This is a genomic window from Pseudoalteromonas sp. c7(2019) (assembly GCF_011378625.1).
GTDB classification, from domain to species: domain Bacteria; phylum Pseudomonadota; class Gammaproteobacteria; order Enterobacterales; family Alteromonadaceae; genus Pseudoalteromonas; species Pseudoalteromonas arctica.
The window spans coordinates 25,675-45,083 of the sequence record NZ_WTKS01000015.1 but is presented as its reverse complement, the minus strand read 5'-3'; the positions used below and the strand labels follow the sequence as shown (position 1 = coordinate 45,083).

Here is a 19,409-nt window from a genome sequence, read left to right as displayed (position 1 = left end):
TGGAGGAGTTAATATAAAACGGACAATCGTCCTGTACTTGATAAACGTTTCTAGCAATGATGCTAGATTGACACAATTTATTATAAAAAGGCTTAGCTATGGAAAAGGTATTTCACTTAGGACTATGTATTGACGATCTTAAAGGTGCAAAACTTGCGATTGTACCGGGCGATCCAGATCGTGCTGCACGCATTTCACAATTCCTAGACAACCCAACCTGCCTTGCTCAAACTCGTGAGTTTCATGTTTACTTAGGTCAACTAAACGGCCATTCGGTGGTTGTTTGTTCTACGGGTATTGGTGGTCCATCTACGTCGATTGCAGTAGAAGAATTAGCACAACTTGGCGTGCGTAAATTTTTACGTATTGGTACAACAGGTGCGATTCAGCCACATATCAACGAAGGCGAAATTTTAATTAGCCAAGCGTCTGTACGTTTAGACGGTGCAAGCCAGCATTTTGCTCCTCTTAGCTACCCTGCTGTGTCTGACTTTTATGCAACACAAGCTATGGTACAAGCATGTAAAAACTTAAATATCGATTTTCATATTGGTATTACTGCATCAAGCGATACATTTTATCCAGGACAAGAGCGTTACGATACGCATTCTGGTTACGTTCCTAAATCACTACAAGGTAGCTGCGAAGAGTGGCAAAAACTGGGCGTGATGAACTACGAAATGGAATCAGCAACATTATTTACTATGTGTGCAGCCCTTGGTTTACAAGCAGCATGTGTAGCAGGCGTACTTGTTAATCGTACTCGCCAAGAAATACCAAATGTTGACCATGGTGAAATTGAGCGTAAATCTGTAGCGGTAGTATTAGAAGCGGCAAAAGTATTACTTGATTAATATAAGTTCTATTAATTAATGGGCTATTATAACGATAAGAAAATGGCTCAGTAACAAGGCAAAAATTATGAAGTATAGTTGTCTTATATGAATAATTTTTAACGCAGTTAGTGAGTTATTTAATTCGATAGAATGGCACATTTTAATAAAGCACAGCTCTGCCTGTGCTTTATTGTTTTTGAAAGGTTATTTTAGCTGTGCACTAATTACTTCTATTGCCGGCAGGTTGTTAAAACTTGCAAGTACAGCACGTGCTACACCCGCTTGGTTTTCATGGCCTGCGGTTTCTAAAAGTGTAATTGATTTTACCGTACTTTCGTTAAAGCTAAGCCCTGCGATAAATAATTGACTAAGTGCACTTTGTAGTGGCGACAAGCTTGGGCTGTACGCTGCGTTTTCTGCGTAACTTCCGTAAAAATCACCATTTTTAAATGTACTAATTTTTACTGCACTAAAGTTTTTACTATAGGGTACGTATGCGTTTAATGCTGTACTTGCTAGTTTTTCATCTAGTTGATCATTTGCAAATACTTGCTGGTGAGGCTCTGGATTAAACAAGCTAAACGCGTTACCTAAATCAGTCGGCCCAAACGAGTGCGGCAGTAATTCTGCCAATTTAAAGTGTTGCTCTGGCAATAAAATATCAAACTCTTTCGCATCAGCGAGTTCGTTCATGAACTGACGACAATACCCACACGGTGCATCGCTAATCGCTATTTTAACTATTTTTTTAGCGCCGTTTAACCATGCGTTATTTATAGCCGATTGCTCTGCATGAACCACTAAACTCAATGCTTGATGATCAAACTCTACATTTGCACCAAAGTAAAAGTTTACCTCATCGTTTTCATCAAGTGCTTTAACAATTGCGCCTACATGAAAATCTGATATCGGCGCTACAGCATACTCAGAAGCCAAAGGTACTAAACCTTGTAATAATGCATCATCAGACACATTAAGTTGTGCGCATAACTGTTTAATATTATTAGAATTTAATATGCCACGTTGTGATTTTAATTGACTACGTAAGGACGCTGTTTGCGCTACGTTTAATGTGATGTGAGAATTTGTAAGTGCTGTATCTTGCTGTACAGTAAAAGTTGCTGAAGCCATAACATTTTTTAATTATTCAATGGCTAAGTAGTTTAAAAGGTTAAGCCGCTAATTGCTAGGGCCTGTTGACCTTTCAGGATTAAAATTTGTTCTAACTAGGGACGATTTAATCGTGGCGCGAGGTTTGTAACCTAGTGGGCTAAGTAAAAACCGAGCAACAAAGAGTTAATCGTCCCTAGGACGAACCTTTGGGCAGCGCGTGTTTGGTATTTATGCTGCGTTATCGCCTATTTATGGGGAATAACCACACTACATAGGCTCTGCCTTGCCTAAATACCAAATACACTGCTGCAAATTTAACCTCGAAAGATAAACAGGCCCTAGGTTATTAAACGCAAAAAAAGGGAGCACATCGCGTGCTCCCTTTAATTTTAACTGATATACCCAACAAAATAATTAATTGGTATACCTAACAAAATAATATGTTAGCCGGTATTACGCATACCTGCTGCAATACCTGTCATCGTGATCATTAATGCATTATCAATGTCACCTTCGTTGCGTTTTTCCTCTGAGCGAGCACGGCGTAAAAGCTCAACCTGTAGTAAGTTAAGTGGATCGGTGTACGGGTTACGTAAACTAATCGACTCCTTAATCCAAGGTTGTTCGGCTAGTAGGCTTTTTTGCGGGCTAAGTGATTGCACCAAGCTAATGGCTTCTTGAAGCTCTTTACGAAGTGTTACACCCAGTGGTTTATACATATCTTCCACCAGCGCATTATCATAATGCTCACTCAACCAACAATCGGCTTTACTAAATACCATTTCTAGCATTTCTAGGCGCGATCTAAAGAACGGCCACTGTAAGCTCATTTCGTTTAGGGTTTCTGCGCCGTACTTATTAAGCGCAGCTTTTAAACCTGTTAACGCACCTAGCCATGCAGGAAGCATCAAACGGTTTTGGCTCCACGCAAAAATCCATGGAATAGCACGCAGGCTTTCAACGCCACCATTAGGATTACGTTTTGCAGGACGCGAGCCAAGCGGTAACTTAGACAGTTCAAGCTCAGGTGTTGCCATTCTAAAGTAAGGTACAAAGTTTTCATCATGACGAACTACATTACGGTAGTGCTCACACGACTCCTCACTTATTAGCTTCATTACTTCGCGCCACTGCGGTTTTGGCTCTGGTGGCGGTAATAAGTTACTTTGCAGAACTGCGCCTGCGTAAATATTTAAGCTTTGCAGTGCTACATCGGGTAAACCAAATTTAAAGCGAATCATCTCGCCTTGCTCGGTTACACGCAAGCCACCTTTTAATGAGCCAGGCGGTTGTGAATGCAGCGCTTGTGCAGCGGGTGCACCACCACGTCCTACTGTACCACCACGTCCGTGGAATAAAACAAGCTCAATACCACGTGCATCAGCAAGCTGTACTAGCTTATCCATTGCTTCGTACTGCGCCCAACCTGCTGCCATCATGCCGGCATCTTTAGCTGAATCAGAGTAACCAATCATTACGTTTTGGGTGTTTTTAATGTGCCCGCGATACCAAACATTATCAAGCAATGTGGTAATTACATCACTGCCTGCGTTTAAATCGTCGAGTGTTTCAAACAACGGTGCTACTGGTAAATCAAAGCTACAGCCGCTTTCTTTTAGCAACAGTTGTACTGCTAAAATGTCTGACGCTGTTCGTGCCATCGAAATAATATACAAACCAAATGTTGCTTCGTCTTGCTTGGCAATTACATCAAAGGTATCAAGTACTTCTTGTACATCAGGGCTTGGTTGCCAATGTTTTGGAATAAGCGGTCTGCGCGAGTTAAGCTCTGCAAGTAAAAATGCTTGTTTGTCTTGCTCTTGCCATTGGTTGTAGTCGCCTAAACCTAAATAACGAGTCAGTTCTGAAAACACATCGCCGTGGCGAGACGAATCTTGGCGCACATCAAGTTTAGCTAAACGCAAACCAAAGCTATTTATACGGTGCAGTAAATCAAGTAATAAACCATCCGCAACTACTTTCATATTACACTTTAATAACGAGCGATAGCACACTTCAACTGGGTGCTTAAGCTGATTAATATTAGTAATTAAATCTTGTGAATCGCTGCGCTTATTTTTAATTTTAGCACCTAAGTGCGCCACTGTTTCTGCAACCTGATTTTTAAGCTTTTTGATTACCGCTCTATATGGTTCAAACTCTTGCCCTGCAAGCTCAACAAGCTCATCACTGGCATCTGACATAGAGAGTTCAGCGCACAACGTTTTTAAATCTTGAATGTATAAGTTAAGTGCCATCCAACGACCATGATCAAGCACTTCTTTTGTTACCTGCGATGTTACAAATGGATTACCATCACGGTCTCCACCCATCCACGATGTAAACTCAATTGGGCTGTAATCTATTGGTAACTCTAAGCTCAACTGGTCTTTAACATTGGCTGAAAATTCACGTAAAAAGCGCGGAACCGCATGCCACAGGCTATTTTCTATTACTGCATAGCCCCATTTGGCTTCATCAACTGGCGTTGGGCGAGAGCGACGAATATCGTCGGTATGCCAAGCTTGGCTAATCAGCTGTTCAATACGATTTAAAATATTGTCCCGCTCTTGCACTAAGTTATCTTTTCGCTCTAATGACGCTAAGCAATCACTTAGTTCAACGTGTTTATTAATAATAGTACGGCGCGTAACCTCGGTTGGGTGAGCGGTCAATACTAAGTTTATGTGGAGTTTTGAGAGTGTTTCGGCCAAATGATTACTGTCTAACTGGCCTTGTTCTGCTTTTGTAGCTAACGTTTTTAATGTTTGAGTGAGAGGGTTTTGTTGACCAAGGCCAACGTCATTAAAACGCGAAACGGTATGAAATTGCTCTGCTACATTAGCAAGGTTTAAAAAATGATTAAATGAACGGGCAACCGGTAAAAGCTCTTCATCACTAAGCGCATGTAAAACATCTATTAGCGCTTGTCTGTCGTCTTCGTTACCACTGCGAGATGATTTTGATAAAGCACGAATTTCTTCCACTTTATCTAAAATCGCTTGACCTTGGGCATCTTTGATTGTTTGTCCTAGTAGTTGCCCTAGTAAATTTACATTACCTCGCAAGGCGGCGTATTGTTCACTCATTTATCAGTCTCCATTTTTTCGTAGGACACTATTAATATCATCATGAAGAGATATTTAATAGATCCATTTGCAATGTCTTGTCGTAAAAAAGTATATATAAAATAATCACAAAGCATTCACATGATCATTTTTTACGATGGTAACTGCCCTCTTTGTAGCACCGAAATGCAGCAACTAAAACACGCTGATAACAAAAACTTAATTACGCTTGAAGATCTTAACGCGAGCGACTTCAGCGAGCGCTACCCGTATATTGATAAAGACAAAGCAATGAACTACCTTCAAGCTCAAAAGCAATCAGGTGAAATGATTTATGGGCTTGATGTAACTTACGAAGCATGGAAAATAGTGGGTAAACACAGCTGGTTGAAAATTTTTCGCTTGCCAATAATTCGCTTTTTCGCTGACTGCGGATACCTATTATTTGCTAAGTATCGGCACCTCATCAGTCGCTTTTTAATGCCAAATACTCAGTGCAGTAACGGCCAATGTGGACTAAAAGCAAAAGGTGATAAATGAAAACTATTGTTTTATTCGGCGCAAGCAGTGCCATAGCAAATGCATATATAGAACATTTACAAATAAACACGCCTACTCATCAGATCGTTTGTATTAGTTCAAAAAGTATTGAGTCTGGCTCAAGTGTTGTCCACCTGCATACTGACTACACAAAACAAAGTTTAGCGCGCGTTACTAATTACCTAAAAGAGCAAAATGCCGATATACAACAAGTTATTATATTCAATGGTACACTGCACAACGAAACCCATATGCCTGAAAAAAAGATGGAGGATTTAGACGCTGAGTATTTTAGCCAACTTCTAAATTCAAACACCCTAACTCCCCTACTTTGCTTGCAGAGTATTTTGCCTCTGTTAACCCACAAAACGCAGTGTACTATTACAGCACTCAGTGCGCGCGTAGGCAGCATAAACGACAATAAATTAGGTGGTTGGTATACTTACCGCGCATCTAAGGCTGCTCTTAACATGCTATTTAAAACCGCAGCGATTGAGCTTTCACGCCGAGCTAAAAATACCAAACTCATTCTGTTTCACCCTGGCACTACCGATACAGCACTTTCAAAGCCCTTTCAAAAGAATGTACCTGAAGGCAAATTATTTACCCCTGAATTTGTAGCCAAGCAACTATTTGAATTAACAAACAATAACCCTGATTTAAAACTAAACGGTGAGCCTGCTTATTTAGACTGGCAAGGCTCAACCATACCGTGGTAAGGACTTTTAATGCATTTTACTAAAGCGCAAATAGACGCACTTGAAAAACATACCCGTACACATTTAATTAATTCTCTTTCGGGTTTTAAAAGCGCTAATTTAATTGGCACGCAAGACTTACTCGGCAATACCAACTTGTCGATTGTAAGCTCGGTTATTCACCTTGGGGCTAACCCACCTTTAGTCGCCATGATTATGCGCCCTCACAGTGTGCCGCGTCATACGTTTGAAAATATTTTACAAACGGGAACTTACACCATTAATCAAGTGAATAAGTCGATTTATAAACAAGCTCATCAAACTTCAGCCCGTTACGATAAAGACGAGTCTGAGTTTGATGCTACAGGCTTAACACCTGAATACTTAAACGACTTTGCAGCCCCTTTTGTAAAAGAAAGCCGCTTAAAGTACTCGGTTAAATTTGTAGAAAATCAACATTTAGCCATCAATGGGACTGAGCTCGTTATTGGCGAAATTATGGATGTTTTTGTTGATAAAGCCGCGCTGCAAAGCGATGGTTTCCTAGATTTACAAGCAATAGAAACAGTCGCAGTAACCGGGCTTGATAGCTACCACACAAGCAATAAACTCACGCGTTTACCTTACGCTAAAAAATAATATGACTATTTAAGAGGCTATAAACTATTAGCCTCTTATCGCATAACATTGAATTTTACCTTGATATTAATCACACTAGCTAAAAATCCAAGGAGAAAAACATGACCACTACGGGCATAGGTACACAATCAAGCGAGCAAGCGTTGGCAAGCCTAAGTAATATGACGCAAACGCTAACCCCTATTGCAGCTGACGAACATTTAGAGCGCATAGCCAAAGCGCAAGCTTATATGCTTGCAAACAACATAGATGCAATTTATTTAAACGCTGGCACCAACCTAACCTACTTTACAGGTATGAAATGGTACGCGAGCGAGCGCATGGTTGGCGCAATATTACCGGCCCTTGGTGAAGTACAATACATTGCGCCTTATTTCGAAATTGGTTCACTAAACGGGTTTAAAGTAATAGAGGGACCTATTCATGGGTGGCAAGAGCACGAAAATCCTTATGCACTTTTTGTCGAAGTACTAAAAAAACTAAACATTAATGAAAACGCAACCATTGGCATTGATGAAAGCGCACAATTTTTTATATTCGACGGCATTAATAAAGCGCAAACGGGTTTAACACTCATAAACGCACAACCTGTAACGGCGCATTGCCGTATGCATAAATCAATTCACGAGCTTAGCTTAATGCAGCGCGCGATGGATATGACCTTAGCCGTACATCAAGCCACAGCAAGCATGCTTTATGAGGGAGTAACCACCACCGAAGTAGAAGCCTTTATTAAGCAAGCACATCAAAAAGTAGGCGCGCCAGGTAACTATTTTTGTATTGTTTTATTTGGTGTTGCAACGTCTTTTCCGCACGGTGTTAAAGACGCCCAAGTACTTAAAAAAGGCGATATGGTATTAATTGATACCGGCTGTAAAGTACACGATTACCTATCAGATATAACCCGTACCTATGTATTTGGCGAACCTACAATGCGCCAACGGATGTTTTGGGATCATGAAAAAGCAGCGCAAATGGCCGCGTTTAATGCCGCTAAAATCGGTGCTACCTGCGAAGACGTAGACGCGGGCGCACGTACTTATTTAGCGGCGCAAGGGCTAGGTCCGCAGTACCAAACACCGGGTTGCCCGCATCGAACGGGTCACGGCATTGGGCTAGACATTCACGAATGGCCATACTTAGTTGGCGGTGATAAAACCCCACTTGACCCTGGCATGTGCTTTAGTAACGAGCCAATGTTAGTTATACCGGATGAATTTGGCGTACGTTTAGAAGATCATTTTTACATGACCGACAACGGCCCTCATTGGTTTACACAACCAAGTTATAGCATTGACGACCCATTTGGGCTTAACGCCTAAAGATTAGTACCTTCTAAAAGAGCAGCTGTATAGCTGCTCTTTTTAGTTTGGTATTGATAAAGCTAAATTAATCCCAATATCCTTTTTTATACTTAGTTATAAGCAATCCTCAAAAGGATAAATATGAAAAACTTTAAAATTGATATCGTTTCAGACGTAATGTGCCCTTGGTGTGTAGTGGGTTATAAAAACCTAGAAACTGCACTAGAGCAACTTAAAGACGAAATGAGCGCAGATATTACGTGGCATCCTTTTGAACTAAATCCAGATATGCCAATTGAAGGTCAAGACTTAAACGAACATTTAATGCAAAAGTACAACCTAAGTGAAGAGCAAGGCGACGAAAATCGTAAAAACATGTTCGAAGCCGGTCAACGTGCTGGATTCACCTTTAATTTTGATGGCAAACGCATCATGATCAACAGCTTTGACTTGCATCGTTTATTAATGTGGGCACGTGAAGAAGGTAAGCAAACAGAGTTAAAACTCGCCTTTTTCGAAGCGCACTTCACAGATTTAAAATACTTAAATCAAGAAGAAGCATTGCTCGACGTAGTTGAAAAAGTGGGTCTTGATAAAGAAACTGCGCGCGGTATTCTACATTCAGACAAATACGTACAAGACGTACGCCAAGAGCAAGACAACTTTAAACAGATGGGTATTACTTCAGTACCTACGTTTATCATAAACGATAAATATGCACTTACTGGCGGACAACCAAGCGACTCATTCATTCAAGCACTAAAACAAATTAGTGAAGAAGAAGCCAAGGAAGACGCTTAATATACAAATAAAGTTTAAAATTAAGAAAGGCTGCACATTGCAGCCTTTCTCGTATATTCATCAGTTCAAAAACAATACAAATTTATTATTCACCTTAAATCTCTTTTGGTGTCATTATAGAAACTACATCTAACTAATCGATAACAATACCTATAAAGGGATTTATAATGAAATATATAATTACAACATTAACTTCACTGTTTCTTTTAACCGCATGTTCGACAACACCTCTACCTGATAGCCCTAACTCTACGCTAATAATGCCCAGCCCTCCAGAGTATCCAATTAAAAGTGTCCGTGAAAAAATTGAAGGTAGTGTGACAATGTCTTTTGATGTAAATGCATCTGGTAAGCCAGTTAATATTAAAGTGATTAAAGCTGAGCCTGTGAAAATTTTTGATAAAGCAGCGATTCGCTCTCTTTCTAAATGGCGTTACGCACCTAAAGTAGTTAATGGTATTGCGGTAGTTGATGAGAATTTAGAAATGACTATAGATTTTAATTTAGCAAAATAATAACTAACTAAAACAGGCTGCACATTGCAGCCTTTTTCTATATAGCGAAGGCTACTTCTTACTAAAAAGTAAACTAAGTACGATAAAGCACTTTAATAACATGCCAGCCGAATTTTGTTTTAACTAGGTGGGGTTCTAAAATTGCACCTTTAAATGCAATTTTGTCAAACTGTGGGACCATTTGCCCGCGTCCAAATTCACCTAAATCCCCGCCTTTTTTACCCGATGGGCATGATGAATACTTTTTAGCTAAGGTTTGAAACTTTGCACCTTTACCCAATTGCTTAATAATATCTTCTGCAATTTCTTTGTGCTTAACCAAAATGTGAAGTGCATGTGCTGTGTTTGCCATGAAAAAAGCCTTTTATACCGTTAGCTAAAATTAAACGCGGCGATTTTAGCACAGCCACCTAAACCTAGCATCTACTTATAGCTAACCAATCTAATAATTGGCAACACTTAATAGTACACTTTAATTCACGAAACCTGATATTTGATCTAAGCAGCTATATTCAGGGTCTGAGAATGGGCTTAACCTAGTTACTTTCCTTATTCGTGGTGCTTTACTTTTTTCATGGCTGGAAATAACGCCCTCCACTAAAAGCATTCTATCGCTACAACGCTTAACAAACCCCTCCGTTACATCACCGTAAAATGGGAATACTAAGTATTGCTTTGACATATTCTCTAAAGCTGCATGATCTTCATAAAAAACAAGGTGTCCATAATATCCAACTAAGCACACTTTAGTTCCAATCAGCTCACTTTGATTCTTAAACAGTTGACCCCATGATACTTTTTTACATTCAATATTTTCCTGTAAAGGAAATGCTTTTACAGAAAAAACAGCTACTATTAAAAATAACAATTTAGACATAGATATAAATTTTTTCATATTTTCCTCCTATGTTTACAATAAGAAAAAATTATACATTTGGCTTCTATTAATTTTCGGGGAGGATAGCCCTATAACGCATCCGTACACTCTAACCTGAGAGGCCTAGCCATTTTATAACCTATCAATTTGTATAAATTAATACCTCAAGATTAGCAGTAATCAACCAAAGGCAAGAAGAAAAAACCTAACCCAATTAGTTTTCTGCCTCTGCTATGAGCCTTTCTAAAATCAGTTTTTAAATAACCTTCTTAAATTCACGGCTGAATAAACTACCATTGCTATAAGCGCAAACAACAAAAGATAAATACCGTAGTCCACACCGACTATTAGGTAGGCTTTACTAGGCTCCTTAAGGTTATAATAAACATTAACTTTATCGCTCATTTCATATTTCTTAAGTTAGAAATCTCGATCCGTTCTATCAAGCATAGAGTTAAAGTTAGATACTCGGTTTCCAAAAAATAGCTTTTTCTCAACTGAATACGAGTATTCGACCTCTATAATATAGCGCTCCTGGTTATGTTGTATACGCAATGCATTACTAAAAATAACAGTACCCTCGACCACAGGCCAACTTTTCGTAGCCAGGCCTTCTGAAACAATTGCTACTAAATAAGTACTCCAAGCGAATTAAGCTAAAAACATTACGACAAAAAAACTTTGCTTTTTTTAAACATATTAGCACCTAATTCCAGAAGGAGGGCTTCATAATACAGTGTAGCTATTTCAATCTTCTTTATAGCTGAATTTAATCCATTAGTTATACCATCGGTGGTGTCAGGTATTGAAAAAACCCTAACAGCTGACCGATGCATAAGCAGCTTATATTGCATCATTGCGGTTATTCCACTGCTTAAAGTATTTGTCTAATGGAGCACTATGATTCAAAACATTAGTAAATTTCTTTACCTGCATTCAGGTTAAATAATGTTTGGCATCCTCTGGGTTGGGTATTCTGCAGTACTGATATTTTCCAAATAAGGTATAGCGGTTTAAAGCAATCCTATCGTATAACCAATTATTAAACCTATTTGGCAAAATACTAAATACAGTTGCTAGTTTGTATGGGTAACCTAGCTGCTTAACAACGTTAAAAAAAGCATGGCTTTGCGTATACGCTTTACCATTTTCTAGGTAAACCATTGAGGCATATTCAATTGTTGAAAAACCAAAGTGTGTTAACAGCAATTTCCCTTTTGGAGATTGCACGCTGCATAATTTAAAAATAGTATTTTTATCGTGAGCAATAATAAAATTACACCACGCGCTGCACAGCTTACATTGCGCATCAAATAATATAATTTTTTGATTTTGCATTAGTGTAGCTGCATCATCGCTCATAATACCTTCCTTAAATTAAGTACTAAACTACAGCTGCACCGGCTTTTTTTGTAATTTACGCTGTAACGTGCGCCTATGCATATTAAGTTGCCTTGCGGTAACCGACACATTGCCATTATTACTGTGTAATACTTGTTGAATATGCTCCCACTCTAAACGCTCTGGCGACATAACCGCATCACCAATAACATTCGATGTCGATGCCACAGGCTCGGTGTTAAGCGCTTTTAATAAAGTTGCCATATCAACCGGCTTAGTAAGGTAATCGTTTGCGCCTAAACGCATTGCCTCTACTGCGGTTGCTATACTTGCAAACCCAGTTAGTAAAACAATATGAGTTTGGGGGAGTAAACTACGCAGCGGCTTTATGAGTGCAAGTCCGTTGTCGTCACCTAGTTTCATGTCTAATAAAATAAAGTCGGGCAATAGTTTACGCGCGGTAAGTAACGCATCACTTTGGTTATGCGCCACCTCGCAGATAAAGCCTTGTTTAGTTAAGCGCCTTGCCAGTGTGCTGGCTAAATTTATGTCGTCTTCAATTATAAGTAACTTCATAAGGCGTTATTCTCAGTGTTTACAATAGCGAGTTTAACTTTGGCAACAGCGCCGCCATCTGCATGGTTAAACAAGGTAAGTGAGCCATTCAAACGCTCAAAAGTAACATTTGATAAAAGCACAGCAAGCCCCATTCCTTGATCGCTTGGCATAAGTTGCCCGCCCAGCTCTGCTAATTGCGATGATGAAAAGCCAGGGCCAAAATCACGAATTAACAAGTAAACGCATTCACTATGTAAGTTATCTTGCTGCCAACTCAGCTCTAATTGAGTTTGGCCTTGTTTTTGATTAGCGAGCGCGGCGTTCTGCAATAAATTTAAAATAGCAGGCAATAACATGGCATCACTTATCAATGTTGCTGCAATAGGTGGCGTAATCCATTTAATTTGCTGATCAGGGTATTGCAGTAGAAGTGTGTCTGTAATTTGTGTCTGCAGTTGCTTTACGCTGGTATGCTCTTGCGAATTTTTGAGGCGTAGCTGCTCTGAGAGTTTTCTAAAGTCGTTAAGTTGCGTACTACACTGAGTAAGCGGCGCTTGCATGTGCTTAACAATGGGGTTGTTTGGTTGGTCTTCTAATAACTCTTCAAACAATAGCTGTAAATTTGCAATTGGGGTCGCTAGTTGATGGGTTATTTGTGCAGCGGCCCCATCAAGGGTAACAAGCTGTTCATTACGTAATTGTTTTTCACGCACGTTTGCAATAATTTGCTCTCGCTCTTTAAGTGCCCTGCTCATTGCGCCAATCACTAATGCGATTACGCTAGCACTTAAAACAAAATTAACCCACATGCCAATAAAGTGACCACTCATATTCATTTGATGCATGCTGTGATCGGGCATCTTTATCAGTAAAAAACTGTATGCGGCAATGGCTAATACCGCAATATAAGCTAATCCTTTTTCTCGCAACGTAACAGCAGCGATCATTATCGGGAGCAATAACAGTGATACAAATGCATTGGTTGCACCACCGCTTAGAGAGAGCAAAACCGTTAAAAATAATACATCAGCAGTTAGCTGCATCAACATACCCAAAGGTTTAGCACGGCTTACATTTCGATAAGCAAATAGGCTAATAAGCTGAAACACAGCCTCAACGGCAATAACAATAAGTAAAGGCAGTAATGCAATTTGATGTTCTAATAAAAAATAAACGCTAAGCACCGCAATTAATTGCACCGCAATTGCGCCGCTTCGCAGCATTAATAATCGACTAATGGTGGGGTCGGTACGCATTAACAAGAGGTAATTGCCCAATCAAATGTTTAATAAGGTTATTTTAACGGTTATATGATTTTTAATCATCATCCATCGAAATTGAAAACGGTGCACAAGGCGTTCCTTGATGAAACACCATTTTCCATTGTTCGTTAGTTTGACGCCAAAGCGACATACGCAATGAATAATTAAATTCACTGCGAGCAGAGCGCCTATAAGCAGCTTGATAACTAAGTTGCACTACATCATCGCTTAGCATTCGCCCTTTAAAATGCTGATTATAAAACTGTGGCACAACCTCGGTAGGTAAGCGGGTAAGTACTTGGTATTTATTAAATGTAGTGCCATTGGCAGCAATTTCGATAAATTCATCATCGAGTAAAGCATCTAATGCCCGCTCAGATTGGCGAACTTCTGGGTCTAGTAACTGGCGCTCAGCGTCAATCAAATGATTAAACAACGACACTTTTATTTTGCTGCTCATAACCTTCCCTATTGTTTATAAACTTGCCCGGCTTTCATAACAAATTGCACGTTTTTAAGTACGTCGATATTTTTAAGCGGTGAGCCATTCACACTGATAATATCTGCTTGCTTACCAACACTCAAGTCGCCAATGAGTGCGCTTTGCCCCAGTAGTTTAGCTGCATGTATGGTTGCTGACTTAATAGCTTGGGCTTCGCTCATACCATTGTTTACCATTAAACTAAATTCGTTAGCATTAAGCCCATGACGCGACACACCTGAGTCTGTTCCAAAGGCTATATTAACCTTGTTTTTCAGTGCAAGTTTAAACGAAGCCTGCATTTTTGGAGTCACTTCACGCACTTTGTCGGCTATTGCCGGTGGCATATTTGGATTTGTAAGCACCTCTTCGCTTACCGTTGCACCCGCTAAAAGCGTCGGTACTAAATAAGCTCCCGTTTTTTTAAATAACTTTATTGCCTCTTTATCTAAATAAGAGCCATGCTCAATAGAATCTACACCGGCTTTTAAGGCCGCTTTTATACCTTGTGTACCGTGCGCATGCGCTGTAACTTTACGCCCTAAGTGGTGAGCAGTATCAACAATTGCAATCAGCTCTGCATCTGTAAGTTGTTGGTTAACCCCTGCGGCGGTATTACTCAATACTCCACCTGTGGCAGTAATTTTAATTACATCAGCGCCACTTTTTATTACCTCGCGTACCGCACGGCTACAATCATCCGCGCCATTACAAATACCAATCCCACCTGTAACCGCATCTGTAATATCTTTTCGATAACCGTGCATATCTGCGTGTCCACCGGTAGGCGATATTGTATTACCCGCTGCAAAAATACGAGGGCCGTTAATATCATTTCTCTCGATAGCGCGTTTTAGCGGAAATATAACTTTATGATCGCTACCTAAATCTCGCACTGATGTAAAACCCGCATCGAGCGTACGTTGCAAATATTTAATTGAGCGCAAAGCATAGTCGGCATCATATTCTGTTGCCCAGCGGTGAGGGTTTGCTTTAGCATCTCGCTCAAACGTAACGTGAACATGCATATCAATAAGACCAGGCATTACAAATTGATTTTTAAGATTGATAATATCGGCATCAGATAGGTTAAGTTCTGCTTTTGTGAGGTAGCCGTCTTTAATGGCTGTTATTGTATTATCTGTTATGACTAACGTTTGCTCTGTTTTTACTTTTTGATCCTCGGATGCAAGTAAGCTGCCCGCATAAATAATTTTATGCTGTTGAGCAAAAGCCCCATTTGCAATTAATGCCAGCGCTATTGAAGTGAATGTTGTTATTAGTATTGTTTTCATACTTGCTCCTTTTTTATACTAGCATTACCTTAAATAACCCGTAATTGCGAATATTTACGATACAAAGCATGCTATAAACTAGTCTTGAAAGCCGTTTTTTGGTATAACTCACCCATTAGAAATACATGTCAGACCACCTTAAGAGAACATACTATGCCTTACGCACATATCACTGGTTGGGGTAAATGCATTCCACCAGCAAGCATTAGCAACGATGAAATTAGTGAAATAGTTGATACCACCGACGAGTGGATAACCACGCGTACAGGCATTAAATCTCGCCGAGTGAGCCATGTAAGTACCGCCGAGCTGGCAACCGTTGCTGCTAAGCATGCTATTGCGTGCGCGGGCGTTGATCCTAAAGATATTGATTTAGTGATATTAGCCACTTGTACACCTTCTACTGTTGTGGCAAATACCGCCTCACAAGTGCAAAAAAATATTGGTGCAACTGGCGCTGCCGCAATGGATACAAACGCGGCATGTTCGGGCTTTTTATATGCATTGCAAGCTGCTACAGCACAAATTCAAGCGGGTATGATCAAAAAAGCAGTGGTCATTGCCGCTGAGCGTATGACCTGGTACGTAAACTGGGCACGCCGTGACAGCGCTGTATTATTTGGTGATGGTGCAGGTGCAGTCGTACTTGAAGCGGCAGAAACACCAGCGGGTCTACTTGGTACTAAAACCGGTTGTGACAGTGAAGACCGCGATATTTTACACATCACTAACTTTGGTAGTGATTTAAATAAATATGAGCCAATTGGTCCATCTGATTTATTATTTGAAGGTCGTGAAATTTTCAAACGTGCTGTTAAAGGCATGAGCGAAGCGTGCGACGATGTACTTAAACAAGCCGATTTGAGCCTTGATGACATTAATGTACTCGTTCCACACCAAGCTAACTTACGTATTATTCAGGCTATTCAGCATCGTTTAAAAGTACCTGACGAAAAAGTAATGGTTAACATTGGTGAGTATGGTAATACCTCTGCTGCTACGATTGCTATTGCGTTATGTGAAGCCGTTGAGCAAGGGTTAATTAAACCGCATTCAAACATTATGTCTGCTGCATTTGGTGCAGGCCTTACCTGGGCTGCAAGTTACATAAAATGGGGCGAACGCGTAACGCCTATTAGTGTAAGCGATGCCGCTTTACCGCCATGTGATAAAACCGGTTTAGAACTTGTAGCACCGGCCGTTAAAGCATGTAAAGAAGCGCAGCCAAGCTAACACAACATGTAGTAAGCAACATATAAAACGCACTTCATTAAGTGCGTTTTTGCTTTTTAAGGAATTAAATTTGAAACTTTTAGGTATTCATCACGCTGCCATTATTTGCAGTGACTATGCACGTTCTAAACACTTTTATAGCAACGTACTTAAACTTGAAATTATTAACGAGCACTTTAGAGCAGAGCGTAACTCTTATAAATTAGATTTAGCCATGCCCGATGGTAGTCAAATAGAGTTATTTTCGTTTGATGGAGCGCCCGCAAGACCAAGCTATCCCGAAGCACACGGCTTAAGACATTTAGCTTTTAAGGTAGCGGATGTACAGATTGCAAAAACGTATTTAGAGTCGTGCGATGTAAACGTTGAGGATATTAGAGTGGATGAAATAACCGGCAAAAAATTTACCTTTTTTGCCGATCCAGATAACTTGCCACTTGAGCTTTATGAGGTTTAAAACTCATAAGCTCAAGTTCTTACTATTGAATCAAAAACTTATTTATTAAAACGATTTTGTAAGTAGTTAAATACAGCACGAATACCTAATGCTTCACCACCCGTTGGACGACCTGGTAATGCACGTAAGTTCCACGCCATTACATCAAAATGTACCCACGGTGTTGTTGGTTCAACAAATTCTTTTAAGTAAAGCGCTGCAGTAATAGCACCACCAAACGGTGTACTTGCGCAATTTGCCATATCGGCTACATCACTTTTTAGTAAGTTTTTATATTGCTCAAACAGCGGAAGTTGCCAAACAGGGTCATGTACACTTAAACCGGCGTCAATAATACCGTTTGCTACATCGCGCTCTGTTGAGAAAAAGCCCGGAAGCTCAGTACCCAATGCAACACGACATGCACCCGTGAGGGTAGCAAAATCAATAATTAGCTCAGGATTATCGTTTTGTGCTTCGCTTAATGCATCACACAATACTAAGCGCCCTTCTGCGTCTGTATTATCAATTTCGACCATAATGCCTTTGCGTGTTTTAACAACATCGCCAGGGCGAAATGCATTGCGCGATACTGCATTTTCAACAGCAGGTACAAGCACTCGTAATCTAATTGGTAAGTTAGCTGCCATAATAAGCTGTGCTAGTGCAATTACGTGCGCCGCGCCGCCCATGTCTTTTTTCATGTTACGCATGCCAGAGCTTGGCTTTAAATCAAGTCCACCTGAGTCAAAACATACGCCCTTACCTACTAGTGTAATTAATGGAGCATCTGTTGCGCCCCATTTTAAATCAAGTAAACGCGGTTTATTTTCGCTTGCACGACCCACCATGTGAATAGTCGGGTAGTTTTGCTCTAGTAACTCATCGCCAATCCACTGTGAAAATTCGCCATTGTAAGTTGCAGCTAAATCTTCCATTACTTGCGATAAATGTTGCGGCATCATATCTACCGCTGGCGTATTAACTAAATCACGTGCAAGTGTAATAGCATCAGCTTGTTGGCTAATACGCTCAAACAACGCTTTATCGCTAATGGCTAATTGCGCTTTTGCTGTTGGTTTTTCTTTATATTCACTAAATTCGTAACCACCAAGCACAAACCCTAAAGCAACTTGCTCTACAAAAGCGCTCTCGCCTTGAATTTGATAAGTACCAGTAGGAAGTGTATTTGCTAAATTACCCGCAGCCCAAAAATCATCGCTACTTTGCATTAAACAAAATACCTGACTTAACTCGCCCGTTTTAGCATCAGGGATTAAAGCAACACCTTGCTTTTCGAAACCTGTATTAGTTAACCAATTTTGTATAAATGCAGGCTGCTGTGCTTGCCAGTCAGATAATTCGTTTTTAAGAATAAAAGATAAAGGAATACCAGAAGATGTATGACGTAGTAATGCACTCATTAAAAAGCTCATATAATATAAAAATGGTACTTAAGAGCATATCAATAAGCGCACCTAAAAGGTATCGCTAATTTGAAGGGATTTTAGCTACTTTTTTAAGCTATTTTTGGATTCTTGCTTTTGATTTTCTTGATCTATTTTAGCATCAAGTTCTTTAATCGATTTGTTCATATTAAACGAACTTGGCAGTACATCAACTCCCACTAAACTCCCTAATTTAACAACTAAAGGAATTGTAAGCGGGGCAAAAGGTAATACTGCAAACACACCGAGCCCTAATCCTTTTAAAATATCAACAAACTGTTCATTAGCGCGTTTTAACTCCTCTTTACTTGTTTGACCTTGAGTGTAGCGCCTATAAATAGAGAGCATTTCTTTGGTTTCTTGTTTTTCTTGCGCAAGTGCAATTTTAAGCGCCACCATAGCACGGCGAAAACGCAGCTGTTGGCGTTTCTTACTAATTTTAACTACCCGCCAAGGTGCACGGTGAATAACTTTATATAATCGCATAACTTTTATTTTCACACAGCAGCACGGGTTCACAAAGAATAATTTACTTACAACATCCTTTAACTTATCCTTTGCACCAAATTAGTATTAAATACATACAACAACACTGAATATGACAAACCAACTACCGCAAAAACCTGAAAAACCAAAATCTGATGAATGTTGTGGTGGTGGCAGTTGCTGCCCCTGCGTGTGGGATGAATATAAAGAAAAATTAGCAACTTGGCGATGCGCACAAAACGTTGAAAACCCCACCAAAAAGAAACAAATAAATAACATTTAAATACTGATAACGCATTAATTTTCCTCTCAACAACCCTATTTGCACTTATTTAGTTCATTTTAGCTTTACTTTGCACCATTGTTGCATTTTTTCTTAAATTGAATCTTTTTGTTATCAGATGGTTAATTAGTAATTGCCCTTCCAGTTTTTTACCTATAGTCTGTAAATAGGACTTCACAAAAAGTAAGCTTAATT

At 39.8% G+C, this 19,409-nt stretch carries 21 protein-coding genes; 10 read left to right on the top strand and 11 right to left on the bottom strand.

Features of this window, described 5'->3' with window-relative positions:
- Positions 1-98 precede the first annotated feature (98 nt).
- Positions 99-854 (top strand): uridine phosphorylase, encoded by a 756-nt coding sequence (gene udp / locus GQR38_RS15815; protein WP_007582384.1) that lies wholly within the window; start codon positions 99-101, stop codon positions 852-854.
- 186 nt (positions 855-1,040) lie between these two features.
- Here udp and cdd read toward each other — a convergent pair whose 3' ends face one another.
- Both cdd and ppc read right to left on the bottom strand, forming a co-directional pair.
- Complete coding sequence (gene cdd / locus GQR38_RS15810) at positions 1,041-1,967, bottom strand: cytidine deaminase (RefSeq protein WP_165722610.1); 927 nt, start codon at positions 1,965-1,967, stop codon at positions 1,041-1,043.
- Positions 1,968-2,392: 425 nt separating this feature from the next.
- Entirely contained in the window at positions 2,393-5,038 is a 2,646-nt protein-coding gene (gene ppc, locus GQR38_RS15805; RefSeq protein WP_007582382.1) for a phosphoenolpyruvate carboxylase, read from the bottom strand.
- Positions 5,039-5,158: 120 nt separating this feature from the next.
- On the opposite strand from ppc, the gene GQR38_RS15800 reads away from it, so the two are divergent.
- From GQR38_RS15800 to GQR38_RS15775, 6 genes are all read left to right on the top strand, one after another.
- Entirely contained in the window at positions 5,159-5,557 is a 399-nt protein-coding gene (locus tag GQR38_RS15800) for a DUF393 domain-containing protein (RefSeq protein WP_101217054.1), read from the top strand.
- Complete coding sequence (locus tag GQR38_RS15795; RefSeq protein ID WP_165722612.1) at positions 5,554-6,276, top strand: SDR family NAD(P)-dependent oxidoreductase; 723 nt, start codon at positions 5,554-5,556, stop codon at positions 6,274-6,276. The genes GQR38_RS15800 and GQR38_RS15795 overlap by 4 nt, the downstream gene beginning before the upstream one ends.
- Positions 6,277-6,285: 9 nt before the next feature.
- A complete protein-coding gene (locus tag GQR38_RS15790; RefSeq protein WP_121953601.1) occupies positions 6,286-6,894 on the top strand; it encodes a flavin reductase in 609 nt (202 codons plus the stop codon).
- Positions 6,895-6,995: 101 nt separating this feature from the next.
- Positions 6,996-8,216 carry a Xaa-Pro peptidase family protein gene (locus tag GQR38_RS15785; protein ID WP_165722614.1) on the top strand — a complete coding sequence of 407 codons (1,221 nt, stop codon included), beginning with the start codon at positions 6,996-6,998 and terminating at the stop codon, positions 8,214-8,216.
- A gap of 123 nt (positions 8,217-8,339) precedes the next feature.
- The gene (locus GQR38_RS15780) at positions 8,340-8,999 is read left to right on the top strand and encodes a DsbA family oxidoreductase (protein ID WP_101163586.1); all 660 of its coding nucleotides are present in this window, start codon (positions 8,340-8,342) and stop codon (positions 8,997-8,999) included.
- Positions 9,000-9,166: 167 nt separating this feature from the next.
- Positions 9,167-9,514, top strand: a complete 348-nt coding sequence (locus GQR38_RS15775; protein ID WP_165722616.1) for an energy transducer TonB — start codon at positions 9,167-9,169, stop codon at positions 9,512-9,514.
- 73 nt (positions 9,515-9,587) lie between these two features.
- Here the strand turns inward: GQR38_RS15775 and GQR38_RS15770 are convergent, their stop codons facing one another.
- The 7 genes from GQR38_RS15770 to GQR38_RS15740 form a co-directional block, all read right to left on the bottom strand.
- Positions 9,588-9,866: a peptidylprolyl isomerase gene (locus GQR38_RS15770; RefSeq protein ID WP_008171402.1), complete on the bottom strand. Its 279-nt coding sequence runs from the start codon at positions 9,864-9,866 to the stop codon at positions 9,588-9,590.
- A gap of 120 nt (positions 9,867-9,986) precedes the next feature.
- The gene (locus GQR38_RS15765) at positions 9,987-10,409 is read right to left on the bottom strand and encodes a hypothetical protein (protein WP_165722618.1); all 423 of its coding nucleotides are present in this window, start codon (positions 10,407-10,409) and stop codon (positions 9,987-9,989) included.
- 918 nt (positions 10,410-11,327) lie between these two features.
- Positions 11,328-11,753, bottom strand: coding sequence for a DCC1-like thiol-disulfide oxidoreductase family protein (locus GQR38_RS15760; RefSeq protein ID WP_165722619.1), 426 nt, complete (start codon positions 11,751-11,753; stop codon positions 11,328-11,330).
- A 27-nt stretch (positions 11,754-11,780) separates the two neighbouring features.
- Positions 11,781-12,308, bottom strand: coding sequence for a response regulator (locus GQR38_RS15755; RefSeq protein WP_165722621.1), 528 nt, complete (start codon positions 12,306-12,308; stop codon positions 11,781-11,783).
- Entirely contained in the window at positions 12,305-13,546 is a 1,242-nt protein-coding gene (locus tag GQR38_RS15750; RefSeq protein ID WP_206006263.1) for an ATP-binding protein, read from the bottom strand. The genes GQR38_RS15755 and GQR38_RS15750 overlap by 4 nt, the downstream gene beginning before the upstream one ends.
- Positions 13,547-13,607: 61 nt before the next feature.
- Positions 13,608-14,012 (bottom strand): DUF4440 domain-containing protein, encoded by a 405-nt coding sequence (locus GQR38_RS15745; RefSeq protein WP_024593117.1) that lies wholly within the window; start codon positions 14,010-14,012, stop codon positions 13,608-13,610.
- Positions 14,013-14,020: 8 nt separating this feature from the next.
- Positions 14,021-15,328 carry an amidohydrolase family protein gene (locus tag GQR38_RS15740; protein ID WP_165722625.1) on the bottom strand — a complete coding sequence of 436 codons (1,308 nt, stop codon included), beginning with the start codon at positions 15,326-15,328 and terminating at the stop codon, positions 14,021-14,023.
- Between the two features lie 153 nt (positions 15,329-15,481).
- On the opposite strand from GQR38_RS15740, the gene GQR38_RS15735 reads away from it, so the two are divergent.
- Positions 15,482-16,561 carry a ketoacyl-ACP synthase III gene (locus GQR38_RS15735; protein WP_165722626.1) on the top strand — a complete coding sequence of 360 codons (1,080 nt, stop codon included), beginning with the start codon at positions 15,482-15,484 and terminating at the stop codon, positions 16,559-16,561.
- A 70-nt stretch (positions 16,562-16,631) separates the two neighbouring features.
- On the top strand, positions 16,632-17,018 hold the full coding sequence (locus GQR38_RS15730; protein ID WP_165722628.1) for a VOC family protein: 387 nt from the start codon (positions 16,632-16,634) through the stop codon (positions 17,016-17,018).
- 38 nt (positions 17,019-17,056) lie between these two features.
- On the opposite strand, the gene GQR38_RS15725 is transcribed toward GQR38_RS15730, so the two are convergent.
- Both GQR38_RS15725 and GQR38_RS15720 read right to left on the bottom strand, forming a co-directional pair.
- Positions 17,057-18,421, bottom strand: a complete 1,365-nt coding sequence (locus tag GQR38_RS15725; protein WP_024605692.1) for a leucyl aminopeptidase family protein — start codon at positions 18,419-18,421, stop codon at positions 17,057-17,059.
- An 87-nt stretch (positions 18,422-18,508) separates the two neighbouring features.
- Positions 18,509-18,931, bottom strand: a complete 423-nt coding sequence (locus GQR38_RS15720) for a hypothetical protein (protein ID WP_007582356.1) — start codon at positions 18,929-18,931, stop codon at positions 18,509-18,511.
- A 112-nt stretch (positions 18,932-19,043) separates the two neighbouring features.
- Between GQR38_RS15720 and GQR38_RS15715 the strand changes: the two genes are divergently transcribed.
- Entirely contained in the window at positions 19,044-19,214 is a 171-nt protein-coding gene (locus GQR38_RS15715) for an oxidoreductase-like domain-containing protein (protein WP_165722630.1), read from the top strand.
- The last annotated feature ends 195 nt before the right edge of the window (positions 19,215-19,409 follow it).